18 protein-coding genes are annotated in these 16,113 nt (G+C 72.5%); 10 read left to right on the forward strand and 8 right to left on the reverse strand.

Features of this window, described 5'->3' with window-relative positions:
• The 3 genes from J7523_RS17945 to J7523_RS17955 form a co-directional block, all read left to right on the forward strand.
• On the forward strand, nucleotides 1-488 hold a 488-nt coding region (locus J7523_RS17945; RefSeq protein ID WP_291889776.1), incomplete at its 5' end, for a hypothetical protein.
• A 73-nt stretch (nucleotides 489-561) separates the two neighbouring features.
• Nucleotides 562-858 carry a type II toxin-antitoxin system VapB family antitoxin gene (locus tag J7523_RS17950; protein WP_203752635.1) on the forward strand — a complete coding sequence of 99 codons (297 nt, stop codon included), beginning with the start codon at nucleotides 562-564 and terminating at the stop codon, nucleotides 856-858.
• A complete protein-coding gene (locus J7523_RS17955; protein ID WP_291889779.1) occupies nucleotides 855-1,490 on the forward strand; it encodes a LytR C-terminal domain-containing protein in 636 nt (211 codons plus the stop codon). Before J7523_RS17950 ends, J7523_RS17955 begins: the two co-directional genes overlap by 4 nt.
• 54 nt (nucleotides 1,491-1,544) lie before the next feature.
• Here J7523_RS17955 and J7523_RS17960 read toward each other — a convergent pair whose 3' ends face one another.
• A complete protein-coding gene (locus J7523_RS17960; protein WP_291889782.1) occupies nucleotides 1,545-2,864 on the reverse strand; it encodes a solute carrier family 23 protein in 1,320 nt (439 codons plus the stop codon).
• Between the two features lie 237 nt (nucleotides 2,865-3,101).
• Here J7523_RS17960 and J7523_RS17965 point away from each other — a divergent pair, with 237 nt between their 5' ends.
• On the forward strand, nucleotides 3,102-3,296 hold the full coding sequence (locus J7523_RS17965; protein WP_291889784.1) for a hypothetical protein: 195 nt from the start codon (nucleotides 3,102-3,104) through the stop codon (nucleotides 3,294-3,296).
• Nucleotides 3,297-3,540: 244 nt separating this feature from the next.
• Nucleotides 3,541-4,836 (forward strand): hypothetical protein, encoded by a 1,296-nt coding sequence (locus J7523_RS17970; protein WP_291889787.1) that lies wholly within the window; start codon nucleotides 3,541-3,543, stop codon nucleotides 4,834-4,836.
• A gap of 99 nt (nucleotides 4,837-4,935) precedes the next feature.
• Here J7523_RS17970 and J7523_RS17975 read toward each other — a convergent pair whose 3' ends face one another.
• From J7523_RS17975 to J7523_RS17990, 4 genes are all read right to left on the reverse strand, one after another.
• Nucleotides 4,936-7,086: a glycosyl hydrolase gene (locus J7523_RS17975; RefSeq protein WP_291889790.1), complete on the reverse strand. Its 2,151-nt coding sequence runs from the start codon at nucleotides 7,084-7,086 to the stop codon at nucleotides 4,936-4,938.
• Nucleotides 7,087-7,094: 8 nt separating this feature from the next.
• Nucleotides 7,095-7,826, reverse strand: coding sequence for an HlyD family efflux transporter periplasmic adaptor subunit (locus J7523_RS17980; protein WP_291889793.1), 732 nt, complete (start codon nucleotides 7,824-7,826; stop codon nucleotides 7,095-7,097).
• Nucleotides 7,823-9,538, reverse strand: a complete 1,716-nt coding sequence (locus J7523_RS17985) for a cellulose synthase catalytic subunit (protein ID WP_291889796.1) — start codon at nucleotides 9,536-9,538, stop codon at nucleotides 7,823-7,825. The genes J7523_RS17980 and J7523_RS17985 overlap by 4 nt, the downstream gene beginning before the upstream one ends.
• Before the next feature lie 359 nt (nucleotides 9,539-9,897).
• Nucleotides 9,898-10,842 (reverse strand): LLM class F420-dependent oxidoreductase, encoded by a 945-nt coding sequence (locus J7523_RS17990; protein WP_291889799.1) that lies wholly within the window; start codon nucleotides 10,840-10,842, stop codon nucleotides 9,898-9,900.
• 63 nt (nucleotides 10,843-10,905) lie between these two features.
• On the opposite strand from J7523_RS17990, the gene J7523_RS17995 reads away from it, so the two are divergent.
• The 3 genes from J7523_RS17995 (at nucleotide 10,906) to J7523_RS18005 (ending at nucleotide 12,636) form a co-directional block, all read left to right on the forward strand.
• Complete coding sequence (locus J7523_RS17995; RefSeq protein ID WP_291889802.1) at nucleotides 10,906-11,091, forward strand: hypothetical protein; 186 nt, start codon at nucleotides 10,906-10,908, stop codon at nucleotides 11,089-11,091.
• Between the two features lie 64 nt (nucleotides 11,092-11,155).
• Nucleotides 11,156-11,806: a DUF1684 domain-containing protein gene (locus J7523_RS18000; RefSeq protein WP_291889804.1), complete on the forward strand. Its 651-nt coding sequence runs from the start codon at nucleotides 11,156-11,158 to the stop codon at nucleotides 11,804-11,806.
• Nucleotides 11,803-12,636, forward strand: a complete 834-nt coding sequence (locus J7523_RS18005) for a hypothetical protein (RefSeq protein WP_291889806.1) — start codon at nucleotides 11,803-11,805, stop codon at nucleotides 12,634-12,636. Before J7523_RS18000 ends, J7523_RS18005 begins: the two co-directional genes overlap by 4 nt.
• Nucleotides 12,637-12,688: 52 nt before the next feature.
• Here the strand turns inward: J7523_RS18005 and J7523_RS18010 are convergent, their stop codons facing one another.
• Complete coding sequence (locus tag J7523_RS18010; protein ID WP_291889808.1) at nucleotides 12,689-13,267, reverse strand: hydrolase; 579 nt, start codon at nucleotides 13,265-13,267, stop codon at nucleotides 12,689-12,691.
• A gap of 73 nt (nucleotides 13,268-13,340) precedes the next feature.
• On the reverse strand, nucleotides 13,341-13,775 hold the full coding sequence (locus tag J7523_RS18015) for a MarR family transcriptional regulator (protein ID WP_291889811.1): 435 nt from the start codon (nucleotides 13,773-13,775) through the stop codon (nucleotides 13,341-13,343).
• A 329-nt stretch (nucleotides 13,776-14,104) separates the two neighbouring features.
• Here J7523_RS18015 and J7523_RS18020 point away from each other — a divergent pair, with 329 nt between their 5' ends.
• Nucleotides 14,105-14,779 carry a hypothetical protein gene (locus tag J7523_RS18020; protein WP_291889812.1) on the forward strand — a complete coding sequence of 225 codons (675 nt, stop codon included), beginning with the start codon at nucleotides 14,105-14,107 and terminating at the stop codon, nucleotides 14,777-14,779.
• 11 nt (nucleotides 14,780-14,790) lie between these two features.
• Nucleotides 14,791-15,066: a hypothetical protein gene (locus J7523_RS18025; protein ID WP_291889814.1), complete on the forward strand. Its 276-nt coding sequence runs from the start codon at nucleotides 14,791-14,793 to the stop codon at nucleotides 15,064-15,066.
• A 111-nt stretch (nucleotides 15,067-15,177) separates the two neighbouring features.
• On the opposite strand, the gene J7523_RS18030 is transcribed toward J7523_RS18025, so the two are convergent.
• A complete protein-coding gene (locus J7523_RS18030; RefSeq protein WP_291889817.1) occupies nucleotides 15,178-16,107 on the reverse strand; it encodes a DNA-formamidopyrimidine glycosylase family protein in 930 nt (309 codons plus the stop codon).
• Nucleotides 16,108-16,113 lie beyond the last annotated feature (6 nt).

The following is a 16,113-nucleotide window of genomic DNA, read 5'->3' on the forward strand; positions in this document are numbered from 1 at the left end:
TGGACGAGGAGGCGACGATGGCGTTGACCAAGGCGGCGATCTACCTGATCGGCCGCATCCACCCCGAGATCTTCGACATCCTGGGCAACCCGCACGGCCCGTACGGCGGCCTCCAGGTCGGTCTCCCGGCCCACGTGGCGCACACGCACGCGGCCGCCGAGCTCAACCCGCAGCCGTTGCCGCCGCTCGCGGTCGGCTTCCAGGCGGGCCAGGACCTGTTCCGGCTGGCCCGCACCGCCACCCAGCTGCGCGTCGCGTTCGACCCCGACCTCGACGACTGGTGCCCGACACCCCCGCGGCCGCCGGGCGGCTGGGGCCCGTGGCCGCGCGGCCCGCAGCCCGAACCGTGGCTCGCCGACTACAACCTCGGCGTCGCGCTGTTCCTCGAGGCGTCGCAGTCGGCATGGGAGCAGACGGACGCCGCCGGCTCGCTCGAGCGCGCCCACGACATCGCGCTGGAGGCAGCCCAGAAGGGCCTCGGCGGGTGAACCACCCCCACTGTCGGGCGGCTCACCCTGGAGCGGGCCGTCCGACAGGTGGGGCTCCCCCTAGACTCCCCCCGTGATCTTCAAGGCGGTGGGCGAGGGCAGGCCCTACCCGGACCACGGGCTCGAGACCCCCAAGCAGTGGGCCGAGGTGGCTCCGCGGGTGGTGCGTCTCGACGAGCTCGTGACGACCAAGCGGACGCTCGACCTCACGGCGCTGCTCGCCGAGGACTCGACGTTCTACGGCGACCTGTTCGCGCACGTCGTGCAGTACAAGGGCGTCATGTACCTGGAGGACGGCCTGCACCGTGCCGTCCGGGCCGCGCTCCAGCAGCGCCCCGTCCTGCACGCGCGCGTCCTGGTGATCGAGTGAGCGACCTGGACCGCGGGCGGGCGCTGCGCCGCCGGCACATGCACGAACGGCAGGCGGTCATCTTCGGCGTGCTGCTCGCGGGGCTCGCGGTGGCGGGGCTCGGCGCGGCCGCGGTGTACACGGGCAGCCTCGACGTCCCGCTGATGGGTCGAGGGTTCAGCACGGCCTCCCCCACCCCGACCGCCGGCGGCGCCGCCGGTCCGTGCCCGCCGGAGGGTGCCCTGCCGGTGCCGTACGACCAGATCACCGTCAACGTGTACAACGCGACGAGCCGGGTGCGCCTCGCGGCGGCGACCGCCGAGGTCCTGAGCGAGCGCGGCTTCCACGTGGGCACGACGCAGAACGGCCAGGCGTACTCGGGCGTCGCGCAGATCTCGTTCGGCACGGCGGGCGTCGCGCAGGCGTACACCCTCGCCGCGCAGGTCGACGGCGCGGTCCTGCTGCTCGTCGCGAAGGACCCGGCCGACCCGAGCGTCGACCTGTCGCTCGGCAAGGATTTCGCCGAGCTCAAGCCCGCCGAGAACGTCGTGCTCGACCCCGCGGTGCCCTTCACGCCCCCCGTGGGCTGCACGCCGCTCAGCGAGGCCACGCCCGCAGCACCGTCGACGCCGACCGCCGCACCCGCGGGCTGAGCGCGGCAGCCGCGGGCCGAGCGTCGGAGCGCCCGGCCCGCGGCTGCCGGAACGTCAGCGGGTGAGCTCGTCCGCGTCCTCCACGGGCTCGACGGACGTCGGTGACACGGGCTCCGCCGCCGTCCCCCGCCACCGGGCGAGGACGCGCATGACGTGGAAGACGACGATCGCGGTCGCGGTCCCGAGCGCGATGCCGGCGAACTCGAGGTCGCCGACGACCCACGTGTAGTTGGCGATGCCGACGACGAGCGCGACGGCGGCCGGCACGAGGTTCACGGGGTTGCCGAAGTCGACCTTCGCCTGGATCCAGATGCGGGCGCCGAGCAGCCCGATCATGCCGTAGAGCATGGTCGTGGCGCCGCCGAGGACGCCGGCGGGGACGGTCTGGATGAGCTGGCCGAACTTCGGGGACATCGACAGCAGCAGCGCGCCGAGGCCGGCGACCCAGTACGCGGCCGTCGAGTAGACGCGGGTCGCGGCCATGACGCCGATGTTCTCCGCGTACGTCGTGGTCCCGGAGCCGCCACCGAGGCCCGCGAGCGTCGTCGCGAGGCCGTCGGCGATCAGGGCACGGCCGGTGAGCGGGTCGAGGTTGCGGCCCGTCATCGCGGCGACGGACTTCACGTGGCCGACGTTCTCGGCGACGAGCACCAGCACGACGGGCACGAACAGGCCGAGCACGGACGCGTCGAACCGGGGCGTGACGAAGTCGGGCAGCCCGACGAGCGGCGCGCTGTCGAACGCCGAGAAGTCGACCTGGCCCTGGATGAGCGCGGCGACGTACCCGACGACCACGCCGACGAGGATCGACAGCCGCCCGAGGATGCCGCGGAACAGCACGGTCGTCAGGATGATCGCGGTCAGCGTGATGATCGCCGTGAGCGGCGCCTGCTGTGTGTACTGCCAGGCGACGGGCGCGAGGTTGAACCCGATGAGCGCGACGATCGTGCCGGTGACGACCGGCGGCATCACGACCTCGATCCAGTGCGTGCCGACGAGGTGCACCACGACGCCGACCGCCGCGAGCACGACACCGGTGACGAGGATGCCGCCGACCGCGACCGCCTTGCCGTCCGACGCGGTCGCGGCGAGGATCGGCGCGATGAACGCGAAGCTCGACCCGAGGTAGCTGGGCAGCCGGTTGCGGGTGATCAGCAGGAACCCGAGCGTGCCGATCGCCGAGAAGAACAGCGTGGTCTGCGGTGAGAACTCGGTGATGAGCGGGACGGCGAACGTGGCCCCGAACATCGCCACGATGTGCTGCAGCCCGATGCCGATGGTCCGTGGCCAGGTGAGCCGCTCGTCGGGGGCCACGACCTCGCCGGGTGGCACGTGCTTGCCGTTCCCGTGCAGCCTCCAGGTCAGCAGGTCCATGCCGTCCTCCTCCCGGGCCGCCCGGACTAGGCAGGCCGGCCCGCACGTCCGGGCGCACCCCGGCGCGAGCCCGGGGGACGGCGGCTCGTCGGCCGCTGACGGGAAGGCTAGGGGACGCGCGACGTCGCTGGTGGGCCCCTCGTCCTGCACGCGCCGGGCCGACGTGCCACGGTGTCCCTGACGGCACCGTCGGAGCCCTGCGGCGGCGCGCACCCGAGAGCACGAGGAGGACCGATCGTGACCGACGACCAGTTCCGACCGCCGCCGCGCGAGGTGGTGCCGGGCGGCGCACCCGACCCCGTGGCCGAGACCGCTCCGACCGCACCGCCGCCGCCCACGGAGGACGTCATCGCCCCCGCCCTCAGTGACGAGGAGGACTCCGAGGGCCGCCCGCCCGCGTTCCCCCCGGTCGCGGGCAACCAGATCACGTAGCGTCCCGTCCGGCCGTCGCCCCTGGTCGTCGGGCACCCGGCGACCAGGCGGCCGGCCGGGGTGGGCAGACGAGCCGACGGCCGGGCTGACGGCCGCGCGGACACGCCCTCGGTGGCACAGGCGCGCGGGCTACCCTGGCGTCCCCGCTGCCCGCCGGGTCGGCTCGGCGGCCCTTCCCCGCCGGAGGCGCGCTCTGTTCCCCCGACTGCTCGGCCCACTGAGGCGCTCGCTCACCGCCGTCTGGGTGGCCTTCCTCCTCGTGCACGGCTCGCTCATGTACGTCGGGGTGGTGGCGATCCCCGAGCGTGCGTTCTGGGACCTCGGGCTGTACCGCTACTGGATGTACCTCGGCCTCCACGACGGGCAGTGGCCCGTGCTGTCCGGCTCGTGGGTGTACCCCGCCGGCGCAGTGGTGCCGATGCTCGTCGCGGGCGTCGGAGGTGTCACCGCCGGGTCCGGGTACATGTGGGCGTGGTCGCTGATGGTGACCGCGCTCGACGCCGTCGCCCTCGGCGTGCTGCTGCACGCGCCGCGCATCGCCCGCCCCGCCGGCTCCCGGTGGCACCACGCGCACGAGCCGCGGACCACCACGGGCGCCTGGTGGTGGATCGGGTTCCTGCTGCTGCTCGGCCCGATCGCGATGGGCCGGCTGGACGCCGTCGTCGCGCCCGTCGTCGTCGTGGCGCTCGCCGTGACGCTGCGACATCCGAGGGTCTCGTCGGCGCTGCTCGCCGCGGCCGCGTGGGTCAAGGTCGCACCCGGCGCGCTGCTCCTCGCGGTGGTCGTCGCAGTGCGGCGGCCGTGGCGGGACGTCGTGCTCCCCGCGGCGCTCGTCTCGCTCGGCGTCCTGGTCGCGGTCGCGGCCGGCGGTGGCACGTCGCACGTCGCGTCGTTCCTGCTGGAGCAGGGCGAGCGCGGGATGCAGGTCGAGTCACCCGGGGCGACGCCGTGGCTCGTCGCGGGGCTGTGGTCCGACCAGGTGGTGATCTGGCTCAACGAGCCGATCGTCACGTGGGAGATCCGCGGACCCGGCACGGTGCTCGCGGCCGACGTGCTCGGCACGCTGTTCCCGCTCGGGCTGGTCGCGGCCGGCGGGCTGCTGTGGTGGTGCCGGCGGAGGCTGGGCGACGGGTTCTGGGGCGACCCCGTCGCGCAGCGCGAGCTCGTCGTGCGCGGCGCGATGCTGCTGACGCTCACGATGCTCGTGCTCAACAAGGTCGGGTCGCCGCAGTACATGGGCTGGCTCGCGCCGCCCGTCGCCGTCGCGCTCGCGCTGCGGCTGCCCGGATGGCGGACCACCGCGTGGTGGACGCTCGGGGTCGCGGCGGAGACGCAGATCGTGTTCCCGTGGGGGTACGACCAGGTGCTGAACGCCGGGCCCGGCGTCACATCCGTGCTGGCCGCACGGAACGTCGCGCTCGTCGTGCTCACCGTACTCACCGTGAGAGCGCTGCTGCGGCAGCCGGCGCCCCGGCCGGACGCCGTCCCCGCGGCGCAGGAGCCCGGGCCGAGGGCCGACCTCGAGGCGCCCGTCGCCTGAGCGCACGCGGGACCGCGAGCAGCCCCTGGGCACCACGACGCCCGCTCCCGGGGGCGGTGGGAGCGGGCGTCGCTTCGTGCGGCCGGTCGCCGCTGCTGGTCAGCGACCGGCGGTCGGGTGCGCCCGTGCCGAGGCGATGAACGCGAGCATCGCGGCGCGCGAGCTCCCGTCGTCGATCGACGTGTCCGGCAGACCCGTCGCCTCCTTCCAGGCGGCCGCCGCGTCGTCAGCGCCGGCCAGGGCGGAGTACATGAGCAGGTAGTCGCCGAACTGCACGCCGTAGCCCGACGGCGTGGCCTCCTTCACCGACGCCCGGATCTGGTCCGGGTCCACCCCGGCGGCCAGGTACGTCTGCACCGGGCCCATGGGGATGAGCTGAATGGCGAGGATGGCGTTCGGGTCGGGGCTGAACCACGTGGCGTAGTCCCGCTTCCCGCCCCAGTTGAGCGACAGGATCGTGTGGTCGAACGACTCGAGGTCGCTCAGGTCGGGGTTCGTCCAGTACGCCTTGGCGGTCGAGGCCTCGGTCGACGCGAGCCAGGTCGCCTCCGTCTGGAGGTCCTTCTGCCCCGACGCCTGCGCCCACAGGCCCAGGCCGTTCCAGGCGTTGACCGCCTCGGACGACGACTCCTGGTTGTTCCCGTCGGCGAAGGGCGAGGTGCCCGACGCCCACGAGTGCCCCGCGTACGGGTCGAACGACCGCAGCTGCGGCAGCTCGGACGACGGCTTCGCGGCGGCGATGTCCTGGCCGAGCAGGTTCATCACCGGGGCGAGCTTCTTCGCGAGGGCCGGGTCGTCCTGCGTGAGCAGGCCGGCCGCCGCCAGGATGTAGCCGTAGTGGAAGTGGTGGTCGTTGAGCTCGTCCGACCCGAAGGACGGCGTGAGCCCGATCGCCGAGCGGGCGGTCTTGTCGTACACGACGCACCTGGCGTCCCGCTGCGTGCAGCCCTGCGGGTCGCCCCACTCCTCGAGCTGCTCGACCGTCTTCTTCTTGAGGTCGGCCACCACGTCGTCCGCCCCGAGCTGCTCGCCGAGCACCACGAGCGACGCCGCGCGGTTGAGCGCCTTGCCGCCGAAGTACGTGTCCGACGGGAACGCCGGGGTGGCCGTGACGTCCGCCTTGAGGGCGTCGACGATCGCCGCCTTCTGGTCGGCCGTGATGCCGTCGAGGTCGAGCTCGCTCGACGCCGGCACGGCCGGTGCGTAGGACGTGAGCTGCGAGCCCGCGCACAGCTCGAGGTCGCCGTACACGCTCGGGTACGCGCCCAGGTCGCAGTCCTTCCGGTCGGGCTGATCGCCGTCGCGGTGGTGCGGCATGGTCACGTACGCCGTCGGGGAGCCCCCGGCCGTCTTGTACGTGAGCGTGGTGCGGGCGACGTCGTCACCCACGCCGTACGACACGTCGACACCGGTGACCGGGTCGGCCGCGGCCGTCGCGAGGGCCTTCTTCGCGGCGGCGGACGCCTTCGGGGGCAGCGCGTACCAGCTGGCCGACTCGCCCTTGCCGAGCGTCGTCGACCCGCTGTCGGACTTCCCCCCGACGAGCCCCCACTGGGAGTCGCCCGCGTCCGCGATCGCGGCACCGTCCGAGCCGGCCTCGAAGGACCCGCCCGTCACGCTCGAGACGAGCGTGACGTCCTGCTCGGCCGTGAAGCTGACGAAAGGCGAGCCCTCCGCGAGCACCACGTGCCCGAGCACGGCACCGGACGTGTCGAGCAGGTCGACCGTCACGCTCACCGGGTCCGCGGCGCTGACGCGGGCCGAGGCGGCGCCGGCGTCCACGGTCACGGCCGGCACGTGCGGCGCGACGACCGCCTTCTCGCTGACCACCGGCTTCGGGAGCCCGAGCGTGAAGCCCGAGTCCGTCAGGCCGAACGACAGCGGCTCGGCGAACACCGGCTGCGGCTGGTCGCCGAACACCAGGCCGCTGTACCAGCGGTTGGTGGGCGGGACCACGCCGTCGGCGAGGCGCACCGGGTCGATCTTCGCGACCTGCTCGTCGGGCACCGCGGCGACGAGCGCCGCGCTGTCGACCTTCGGCGGTGTCGCGTCCGCGGGTCCGCTCACCGGAGCGTCGGGCGCCGAGCCGGTGCCGGTGCCGACGCCCTCGGACGCGGTGTCGTCGGAGGCCCAGGGGGCCCACAGGACGACGCCTGCGCCGAGCACCGCCGCGACGGCCGCCGCCACCAGGGTGATCCAGCGGCGCCGGTGCGTCGGCGGCGGGCGGACCTCGGTCGTGGGTTCAGTCACTCGTGCCGTCATCCGAAGATGCCTCCGAGGTAGCTCTTCACGTCCGAGGCAGCGCGGGTCACGACACCGTCGTTCTCGAGCTGCAGCTCGGCCGTGACAGGGGTGCCGGCGGCGACGAGCCCGTTCTGGGCGCCGTCCCGGAGCGACTCGCCCTTGAGGGTCATGACCGCCTGCGCCTCGCCGGCGACCGTCTTGACCTTGACCTTGTCGACGTGCGCGACGAGCGTGCGCTGGTTCGGCAGGACGACCGTCACGGCGGCGTCGTCCTTCACGCGGGCGTACTCCTTGGCCGTGAGCGAGTACTCGGCCTGGACGTACAGCGTGTTCGCCTTCTGCACGGTGGCGAGGTCGGTCGCGGACTGCACGAACGTGCCCCGCTCGGACTCGATCTTGGTGACGGTGCCGTCACCCGTCGCCAGGACCACGAGGCGGCCCTGGTCGTCGATCTGCGTGGCCTCGGTCGCCGACTTCGCGAACCCGTTCTTCACGTCGTACTGCAGGGCCGCCGAGTCGATCACGAACAGCGGCTGGCCGGTCGTCACCTTGTCGCCGACGTCGACCTTCTGGTCGACGACGAGGCCCGCGTACGGCGTGCCGACCGTGTACGTCTTGGCGAGGATCTGCGCGGAGTCGCTCGCGGCGACCCCCTTGCTCTCGTTCAGCTTGTAGGTGGCCAGTGCGGCCAGGACGAGCACGAGGATCGTGCCCACGACGAGTCTGATGCGGCTTCCCCAGGTCATGCGACACCTCCGGTGGGTGCGGTCTCGAGTGCGGCGGTGCGGTCGTCGTGCGGGGTCTCGACCTCGGCCTCACGCTCGGCCTTGGCGGCCTTGCGGGCGAGGTGACCCTCCTTCCAGGCGGTGACGACGAAGCTGCCGAGGATCAGGGTGTTGGTGGCGTTCCAGGCGACGGCGAGGGAGCCGTACCCGTTCCCGAGGTCCTTCCACAGCCCGACCACCGTGGTGATGAGCAGGAACTGGAAGAACAGGACCTGCGGCATCATGAACGCGAACGGTGAGCGGTAGGCGCCCTTCTGCCCGGTCACGTGCCACTTCTGGTCCTTCTTGGTGATCGCGTTGATCAGCGCCCGGGTGTAGATCGGGAACGACACGGCTGCGAGCAGCAGCACCTGCCAGCGGAACGACCCGAGCGTGTAGAACGCCACGAGGATCTGCATCACGTAGAACCCCGCGTAGTACAGCAACCACTGCATGGGCGTGATGGTGAGGTTCATCGGCGTGAGGTTGAAGTAGATCTGCAGCGGCGGCACGAGGATGAGCAGCAGCGGCGCGATACCGGTGAGGTAGAAGGTCGACGTCACCAGGTACTGCAGGCGCTGGTCCATCGTGAGGTTGCGCTTCGGGCTCAGCGGGTTGTGGGTGAGCATGATCTCGAACCCGCCGGTCGCCCAGCGCAGCTGCTGCTTCGTGTACGCCTCGACGGTCTCGGGCGTGTCACCCACCGCGAGCTCCGTCGGGATGTAGACGGTCCGCCAGCCCTTCTCGTGCAGCATGAGCGACGTCCACACGTCCTCCGACTTGGAGTCGGAGTAGATGCCGCCGATGGAGTCGGCGGCCGAGCGACGGTAGATGACGTTCGTGCCGACGGAGAACGCGGCGTTGAACCGGTTACGGCCCGGCTGGATGAACTTGTAGAACACCGACTGCATGTAGCCGGCGCCCTTCGAGATCACCGAGTGCAGGTTCCCGTACACCTGCGGCGTCTGCACGAACGCGACGTCGTCGGTGGCGAAGAACGGCACGGTCTCGTGCAGGAAGTTCGGCTTCGGCACGAAGTCGGCGTCGAGGATGACGAAGAAGTCACCCTTCGTCAGCGACAGCGCGTGGTTGATGTTCCCCGCCTTGGCGCCGTTGCTGGACAGCCGGCGGATGTACCGCGCGCCCAGCTCGGCGGCGAGGTCACGGACCTCGTCGGACCGGCCGTCGTCGAGCACGTACGTGTCGTGCTTGCCCTGCATGGCGACGGCGGCGGTCACGGTGTTGCGGATCGAGTTGATGTCCTCGCCGTACGTCGTGATGAACACGTCGACGGAGATGGGCCACTCCTGCAGGTACATCCGCCATTCCTGCGGCTTGTCCTCGACGCCGTCGCGGATGATCTCCGCGATGTCGTACAACCGGTCCTGCGCGAGGTTGAAGGAGAACCCGCGCGGGTTGTACCCGCTGGACAGCACGGTCCACATCGCCAGCAGCGCGTGGGCGACCAGCACCGACTCGGCGAGGATGACCAGCACGTACGGCAGCCAGTCGCCGCGGTTGGCCGGGTTCAGCAGGAACGCCGCGTAGATGATGATGCCCGCTGCGGCCAGCAGGACCAGCAGCATCAGCGACGGGCTCTGGGACGACTCGTTCTCGTTCGTCCCGGTCGACTTGATCTTGACTTGCTCGGTTCTTCGCGGCTCCATCACGAGCCTGTCGAACGTGGTTGCCACGTCCAGCCCCCTTCGGTCGTCCTGTCGGACGGCCGGGCGGACCCGGGTGGGCCCACCAGACCGATGCGACGGCGACGCTGGCGCCGGGCGCACGAAGGGCGACGGGCCGCGAGGACTGTTCCGGACCTCTGCTGGAACGGGTGTCCTCGGCGGGCGTCGCCGCCCTGTGTGGATGCATCGAACCTACGAAGCGGTTCTGGGGGCTGTCGAGGCGAACGCGTGGTGCCCCAGGTCACACCCAGGACGGACGTCCCGGGTGAAACGGACATCGTCGCAGGTGGGAGCGACCTGCAACGACGTCCGAGATGGACGTCCGACGTCTCGAATTCATCGGACGTCCATCTCGCGATATGGGCGTTTTACCTCGTCTGGGGGGCGACCTGACCGGCGACCAGCTCGAGGTGGTCCAGGTCACCCAGATCGAGAACCTGCAGGTAGACGCGGGTGATGCCCTGGTCGGCGAGCTCGCCCAGCCGGTCGACTGCCTGCGCCACCGAACCGGCGATCCCCTGGCCGCGGATCTCCTGCGGGTCGCGGCCGATCGCGCGCGCCCGCCGGTCCACCTCCGCGTCGTCCCGGCCCACGCACAGCACCAGGGCGGCCGACAGCGTGAGCGTCCGCGGGTCCCTGCCGGCCTCCTCGCACGCCCGTCGGGCGTTGCCGAGCTTCTCGCCGACCTCGTCGAACGCGGGGAACGACAGGTTGAGCTCGGCGGCGAACCGGGCCGCGAGCGCCGGCGTCCGCTTGGGCCCGAGGCCGCCGACGATCACCGGGACACCGGCCTTCGACGGGTCCAGCGGCGATCGCTGCACCGGCTTCGGCAGCGCGGGCGAGTCGACGAGCGTGTACCGCTCCCCGGAGTGGCTGAACGTCTCACCGACCGGCGTCCCCCACAGTCCCGTGACGACCTCGAGCTGCTCCTCGAGCAGGCCGAACCGCTTCTCCGGGAACGGGATGCCGTACGCCTCGTGCTCACGCGCGAACCAGCCCGTGCCGAGCCCGAGCTCCACCCGGCCGCCCGACATCTGGTCGACCTGCGCGACCTGCACCGCGAGCACCCCGGGGTGCCGGAACGTCGCCGACGACACGAGCGTGCCGAGCCGGATCCGGCTGGTCTCACGGGCCAGGCCGGCGAGCGTCGTCCACGCGTCCGTCGGGCCCGGCAGACCGTCGACGCCCATCGCGAGGTAGTGGTCGGAGCGGAAGAAGGCGTCGAAGCCCAGGTCCTCCGTGGCCTTGGCCACCGTGAGCAGCTCGTCGTACGTGGCGCCCTGCTGGGGCTCGGTGAAGATGCGCAGATCCATGCCTCCCACCCTCGCACGGCGTCGCGGGTGGCACGTGCGGCGCCCGACGGGCGACGATGCAGGATGCCGACGTCACGACCGCGCGTCCGGTGGGCCAGTCTGCTCACCGTGCTGCTGTGCGTGGCCGTCGCGCTCGTGTGCGTGGGTGCCGCGCTGCGGGGGCGCCGGTGGGCGCTGGTCGTCGCGCTCGTGGCCGTGCTCGTGGCGGTGCGGGAGGTGCGGGCGCTGCAGCGGCGGGCTCCCCGCTGAACGTCGGGTCCCGACCCGCGCGCCCGACGCGACGGGACCACGACTCGCATGGCACGGTGGGCGTGTGCCGCACCGACCTCGCACGCTGCCCGGCCCCGCGTCCGACGCGCTCGCGGTCGCGGACTGGCGACGCAAGGTCGCCGAGGCGTACGCCGACGTGCGGCACCTCGCGGCCGACGACCCCGCGCAGGCGCACGCCGTGTGGGTGCAGCGCCGCGACGAGCTGTTCGCCGACCACCCCGCGTCCCCGCTCGACGCCGCGACGCGCGCGTTCTTCGCCGGGCTCGAGGTCGCGCCGTACGACCCTGCGTACCGGTTCGAGGTCCCGGTGCGACCGTCGGAGCCGCAGCGCCTGGAGATCAGCACCGAGACCGACGGGATGATCTCGTACGAGCGGATCGGCACCGTCGAGCTCGGCGACCTGGGTGCACTCGCGCTGTGGGCGCTGCACGGGTACGCGGGCGGGCTGTTCCTGCCCGTCCGGGACGCGCTCGCCGGGCAGGACGGAGGCACGTTCGGCGGCGGCCGGTACGTGCTCGACACGATCAAGGGGGCTGATCTGGGGATGTCGCGCGGACTGCTGGTGGTCGACCTCAACTTCGCGTTCAACCCGTCGTGCGCGTACGACCCGTCGTGGAGCTGCCCGCTCGCGACGCGGGCGAACACGCTCGCCGCCCCGGTGCCCGTCGGCGAGCGCACGTTCACGGCGTCATGACCAGCGCGCTCACGTCGATGTGGGCGTGGGACAACTCCGTGCCGCCGTCGCAGGACGCGCGCGGCCGCGGGTACGCCCCTGCGGCACCCGAGCCGCTCGCGTACTTCTGTGTGCAGCGCGGGCTGCGGCTCGTGTTCCTCGGCGCACCCTGGGCCGCCGACGAGGGCCCGGTCGGTGCCTGGTTCACGTCCGCTTCCGCGGCGGTGGCCGGCACGGGGGCGCGGGTCGGTGTGCTCGGCGGCGACCCCGGCTGGCTGCCGAACCCGGCGCTCGCGATCCAGTGGGCGACGACCGCCCTGCGCGCCGCGCCCACCGCGACGCTCGTGCAGCTCGACGTCGAGCCCTGGACCACCCCGTCGTGGACCACCTACCGCGCGCAGGTGGTGCAGCGGTGGCTCACGCTCATCCGCAAGGTCCGCGCCGCGCTGCCGCCGGGCGTCCCGCTCGGCGTCGACACGCCGTGGTGGCTCGCGCACGAGCCCGGCCAGTCCCCCGCCCGGACGCTGCTCGACGAGGTGCTCGCGCGCTGCGACCGGGTCGCCGTCGTCGCGTTCGCCGACCACGCGCACGGTCCCGACGGGATCATCTCGCTCGCCGGGCCGGCCGTGGTCGCGGCGTCGGCCGCCGGGAAGCCGTTCACGGTCGGGGTCGAGACGGACACCCCGGAGGTCGCCGGCGGGCCGCAGTTCACGTTCTACGACGAGGGACCCGAGGTCATGGAGCAGCAGACCGCCGAGGTCGCGGCCGCGTTCGGCGGCCTGCCCGGTTACGAGGGGGTCACCGTCGAGCACCACCGCGCGTGGCGGCACCTGCTGGGTCTCGACGGGTAGCCGTCCTGCGCGACGGGGGCGGTCGATGCCGCGCCACCCCCGCCGCCGAGCGTCAGCGGGTCGCGGCCAGGAGGTCGACGATCTCGGCCGTCGTCCCCCGCTCGCCGAGCCGCGGGAAGATCACGTCGACGCTGTGCGCGTGCGACCCGGCGAGCCGGTCGGCCATCGCGTCGGTCGCGAACGTCAGGTGGTACCCGTGCTCGTGGGCCGCGCGGGCGGTCGACTCGACGCCGATGCTCGTCGAGATGCCGCCGAGCACGATCTGCGTGATGCCGCGGCGGCGCAGCTGCAGGTCGAGGTCCGTGCCGTAGAACGCACCCCACTGCCGCTTGGTGACGAGCACGTCGCCGTCCTGCTGCAGAGGGGCGACGATCCGGTCCCAGCCCTCGGCGCGCGCGTTGGGCGGCGGGGCGGCCTCGGAGCGGCCGGGTACGGCGTCGGAGCCGTCGGCCGCGCCGGTGACGCGGACCAGGATCACTGGGAGGCCGTGCGCGCGGAACGCGTCCGCGAGGGTGGCGGCGTGCTGGACGACCTCGGAGGACGGGATCGGCACGGTGTCCATCGCGACGATGCCCTCTTGCACGTCGACGAGGACGAGCGCGGTGCGCGGGTCGAGCGTGGTGAGGGTCATGGCTGGTTCCTTCCGGGTCGGGGCATGGTGAGCCGCCCCTCGGCGGACCTCGGGGTGCTGGTGCAGGTGGTGGTCAGGCGTGCGAGAGACGGTCGAGCAGCGCCAGTGCCTCGGCGAGGGTGCGCCGCTCGGCGTCGTCGTACCGCTCCTCGACCGCGCCGGTGAGCCACTCGGCGCGCGCGGAGATCGTGCCGTCGGCGCGGCCCTGGCCGTCGTCGGTGAGCGACACGATGAGCCGCCGGCCGTCGTCGGGGTCGGGGTCGCGCCGGACGAGGCCCCGCTGCTCGAGCCCGGCGACGATCGTCGCGATCGACTGCGGGCGGACGCCCTCGCGGTCGGCGAGCTCGCTCGCGGAGGCGGGTCCGTGCTTGCGGAGCGTGCTCAGGGCCGCGGCCTGCGGGGACGTGAGGTCGTCGGCGTCCGCGATCTCCCGGAGCCGGCGCTGCAGGCGGCCGAACACCACGCGGATCTCGCGGGAGACGTCGGCGGACGACGGCTGAGCGGCCATGTCGTCCACCCTAGGGATCGACAGGTTCAACTGTCCAGTCTGGACTGTCCATCTCGTGCGAGGCGCATGCTAGTCCCACGCCCGCATCGCGAGACCTACCGGCGCCTGGGGCCGCAAAGATGCGCGTGCACACGCGACGGTGCTCTGACGTCCCGACGACCACCTGCGCCGATCGGCTGCCGCCCGAAGGGATGCCCGATCGGGCGTATCAGCGTGGGACACGCCAGCCGTTTCACGAATCGGACCTGTGGATAGCGGCATGCCGCCCACCCGCTCCGATACGGTCCCCGTGACCTCAGTTGAGGCCAACTCTGACCACAGGGGGGAACGTGCGTACACGCACACGCTCGATCAGCACCACCGCCGCCGCTCTGCTCGTCACGGCGACGACACTCGCCTCGGCAGGCGCCGCCAGCGCCGCCGAGACCGACTCCGGACCGCAAGGCACGTCGCTGCTGGATGTGCTGACCGTGCATGATGTGGACGCCGCACCGGTCCAGGCCGCCAGCAGAGCCGCCTACGACGCCCTGACCCCGGCACAGCAGGCGGAGTTCGACGCCGTGCTCGCCAGTGAGGATCCGGCCTCCCAGCCGGGCGTGACCACGAGCTACTCCGAGTCGACCGCCAAGACCGTCGCCCTCGGTGTCCTCAAGCCCGCAGGCGTGAGCCCGAACATCACGGTCTACAACGTGACCTACACGTGGACGGCCACGACCCGGTTCCTCGGCGTCCCCGTCGGGTACTTCAAGCAGGTGTTCAAGTACCAGACCGGTAACAACGTGGTCCTGACGACCCAGTATTGCAACGCGTCGTTCGAGGGGTTCTCCGGCCCGTGGGCCATGTCCGTGAGCAACACCCACTACGTCGCCTCCGGCCAAGGTCACTGCATCTCCGACTTCACGCTGAGCGCCGTCTACAAGGGCTCTAACATCAGCATGCAGAAGCAGATGTGGGTCATCACGAACGGTCCCGGTCTCGTCGACCGCGACCTGACCGTCGGCTGAGGAGCCTCACCATGAGCATCGCGTCCTACACCGAGCAGACCCAGTCGGCCGAGCGCCACTGGGCGACCGGACTGGCGACAGCGGCGGCCGTCGTGCTCGTCGCCACGTTCGTCACGCCGTGGGCGCTGATCGCCGACGCAGTCCTCATCGCTCTGGCAGCATGGCGGCTGCGCCGCACCTTCGAGCGGACTTACCGCACCGTGCTGTGGGGCGCTCTCGTCGTCGCGGCGCTGAGCCTGGCGGTGCTCGTCATCGTCGGTGCGGCTGTTGCGCTGACGACCGACTAGCACGCGATCCTCGGCGGCCACCCTCCACTCCGGAGGGTGGCCGTTGGCACGTCCCCGCGTACCTCGCACCTCGAGGCCGAAGCGGCCGTCGGACACAACCTCGACGGGACATCAGGCCTGGCACGACGGGCAGAAGTACACCTTGCGCCCGGCCATCTCCTCGACCACCACGGGCGTCCCGCACACCCGGCACGGCTCGCCGCCCCGCCCGTACACCCAGTGCCGCAGCGTCGGGTCGATCACCGCCGCCACGCGGCCCTCGTCGTCCAGGTCCTCGCGCGTGAGCATGACGCCCGTGCGGATCCCGTCCTCGAGCAGCACCGCCCAGTCCTCCCACAGCGCCCGCGCCGTGTCCCGGGGGACCCGTCGCCCGGGCGTGTGCGGGTCCAGACGAGCGCGGAACAGCAGCTCGGCGCGGTAGATGTTGCCGATGCCGGCGACCACCGACTGGTCCATGAGCAGCTGCCCGACCGCGACCGACCGGGACGTGAGCCGGTCCACGACGACCTCACCGGCGGCCGCGAGGTCGGTGCTCGTCGCCGGGTCCGGGCCCAGCTTCTCGACGGCGGCGAGTGCCGCGTCGGGGTCCAGCACCTCGCACGCCGACGGGCCGCGCAGGTCGGCGACGGTCTCGTGCGTGGCCAGGCGCACGCGCACCTGCCCGACGGGGTCCGGCGGGAAGTGCGCGAGCAGCCCGCCCTCGGCCGACGGCTGCTCGCGCTCGTCCTCGCCCATCCGCACCGCGCGGCGCAGCCGCGGGGCGCCCATGCTGCCCGACGTGTCGCCGTCGCCGAGGCCCGAGACCGCGCCGTAGAAGTCCCACGCGCCGTACAGCCCGAGGTGCACGCGCAGCACGTCACCCGACCCGAACGTGCAGAACAGCTGCTTGCCCACGGCCGACGCCCGCACGAGCTGCTGCCCGTCGAGCCGCCGCGCACCCGCCGCGAAGCGGCCCTGCGGCGACGACACCGCGACCTCGCGGCCGACGAGGTCGCGCGTGAAGCGGTGGGCGATGCGGTGGACGGTATGACCCTCGGGCACGTCCCG

Origin of the sequence: Cellulomonas sp. (assembly GCF_017744555.1) — a bacterium.
GTDB lineage: Bacteria > Actinomycetota > Actinomycetes > Actinomycetales > Cellulomonadaceae > Cellulomonas.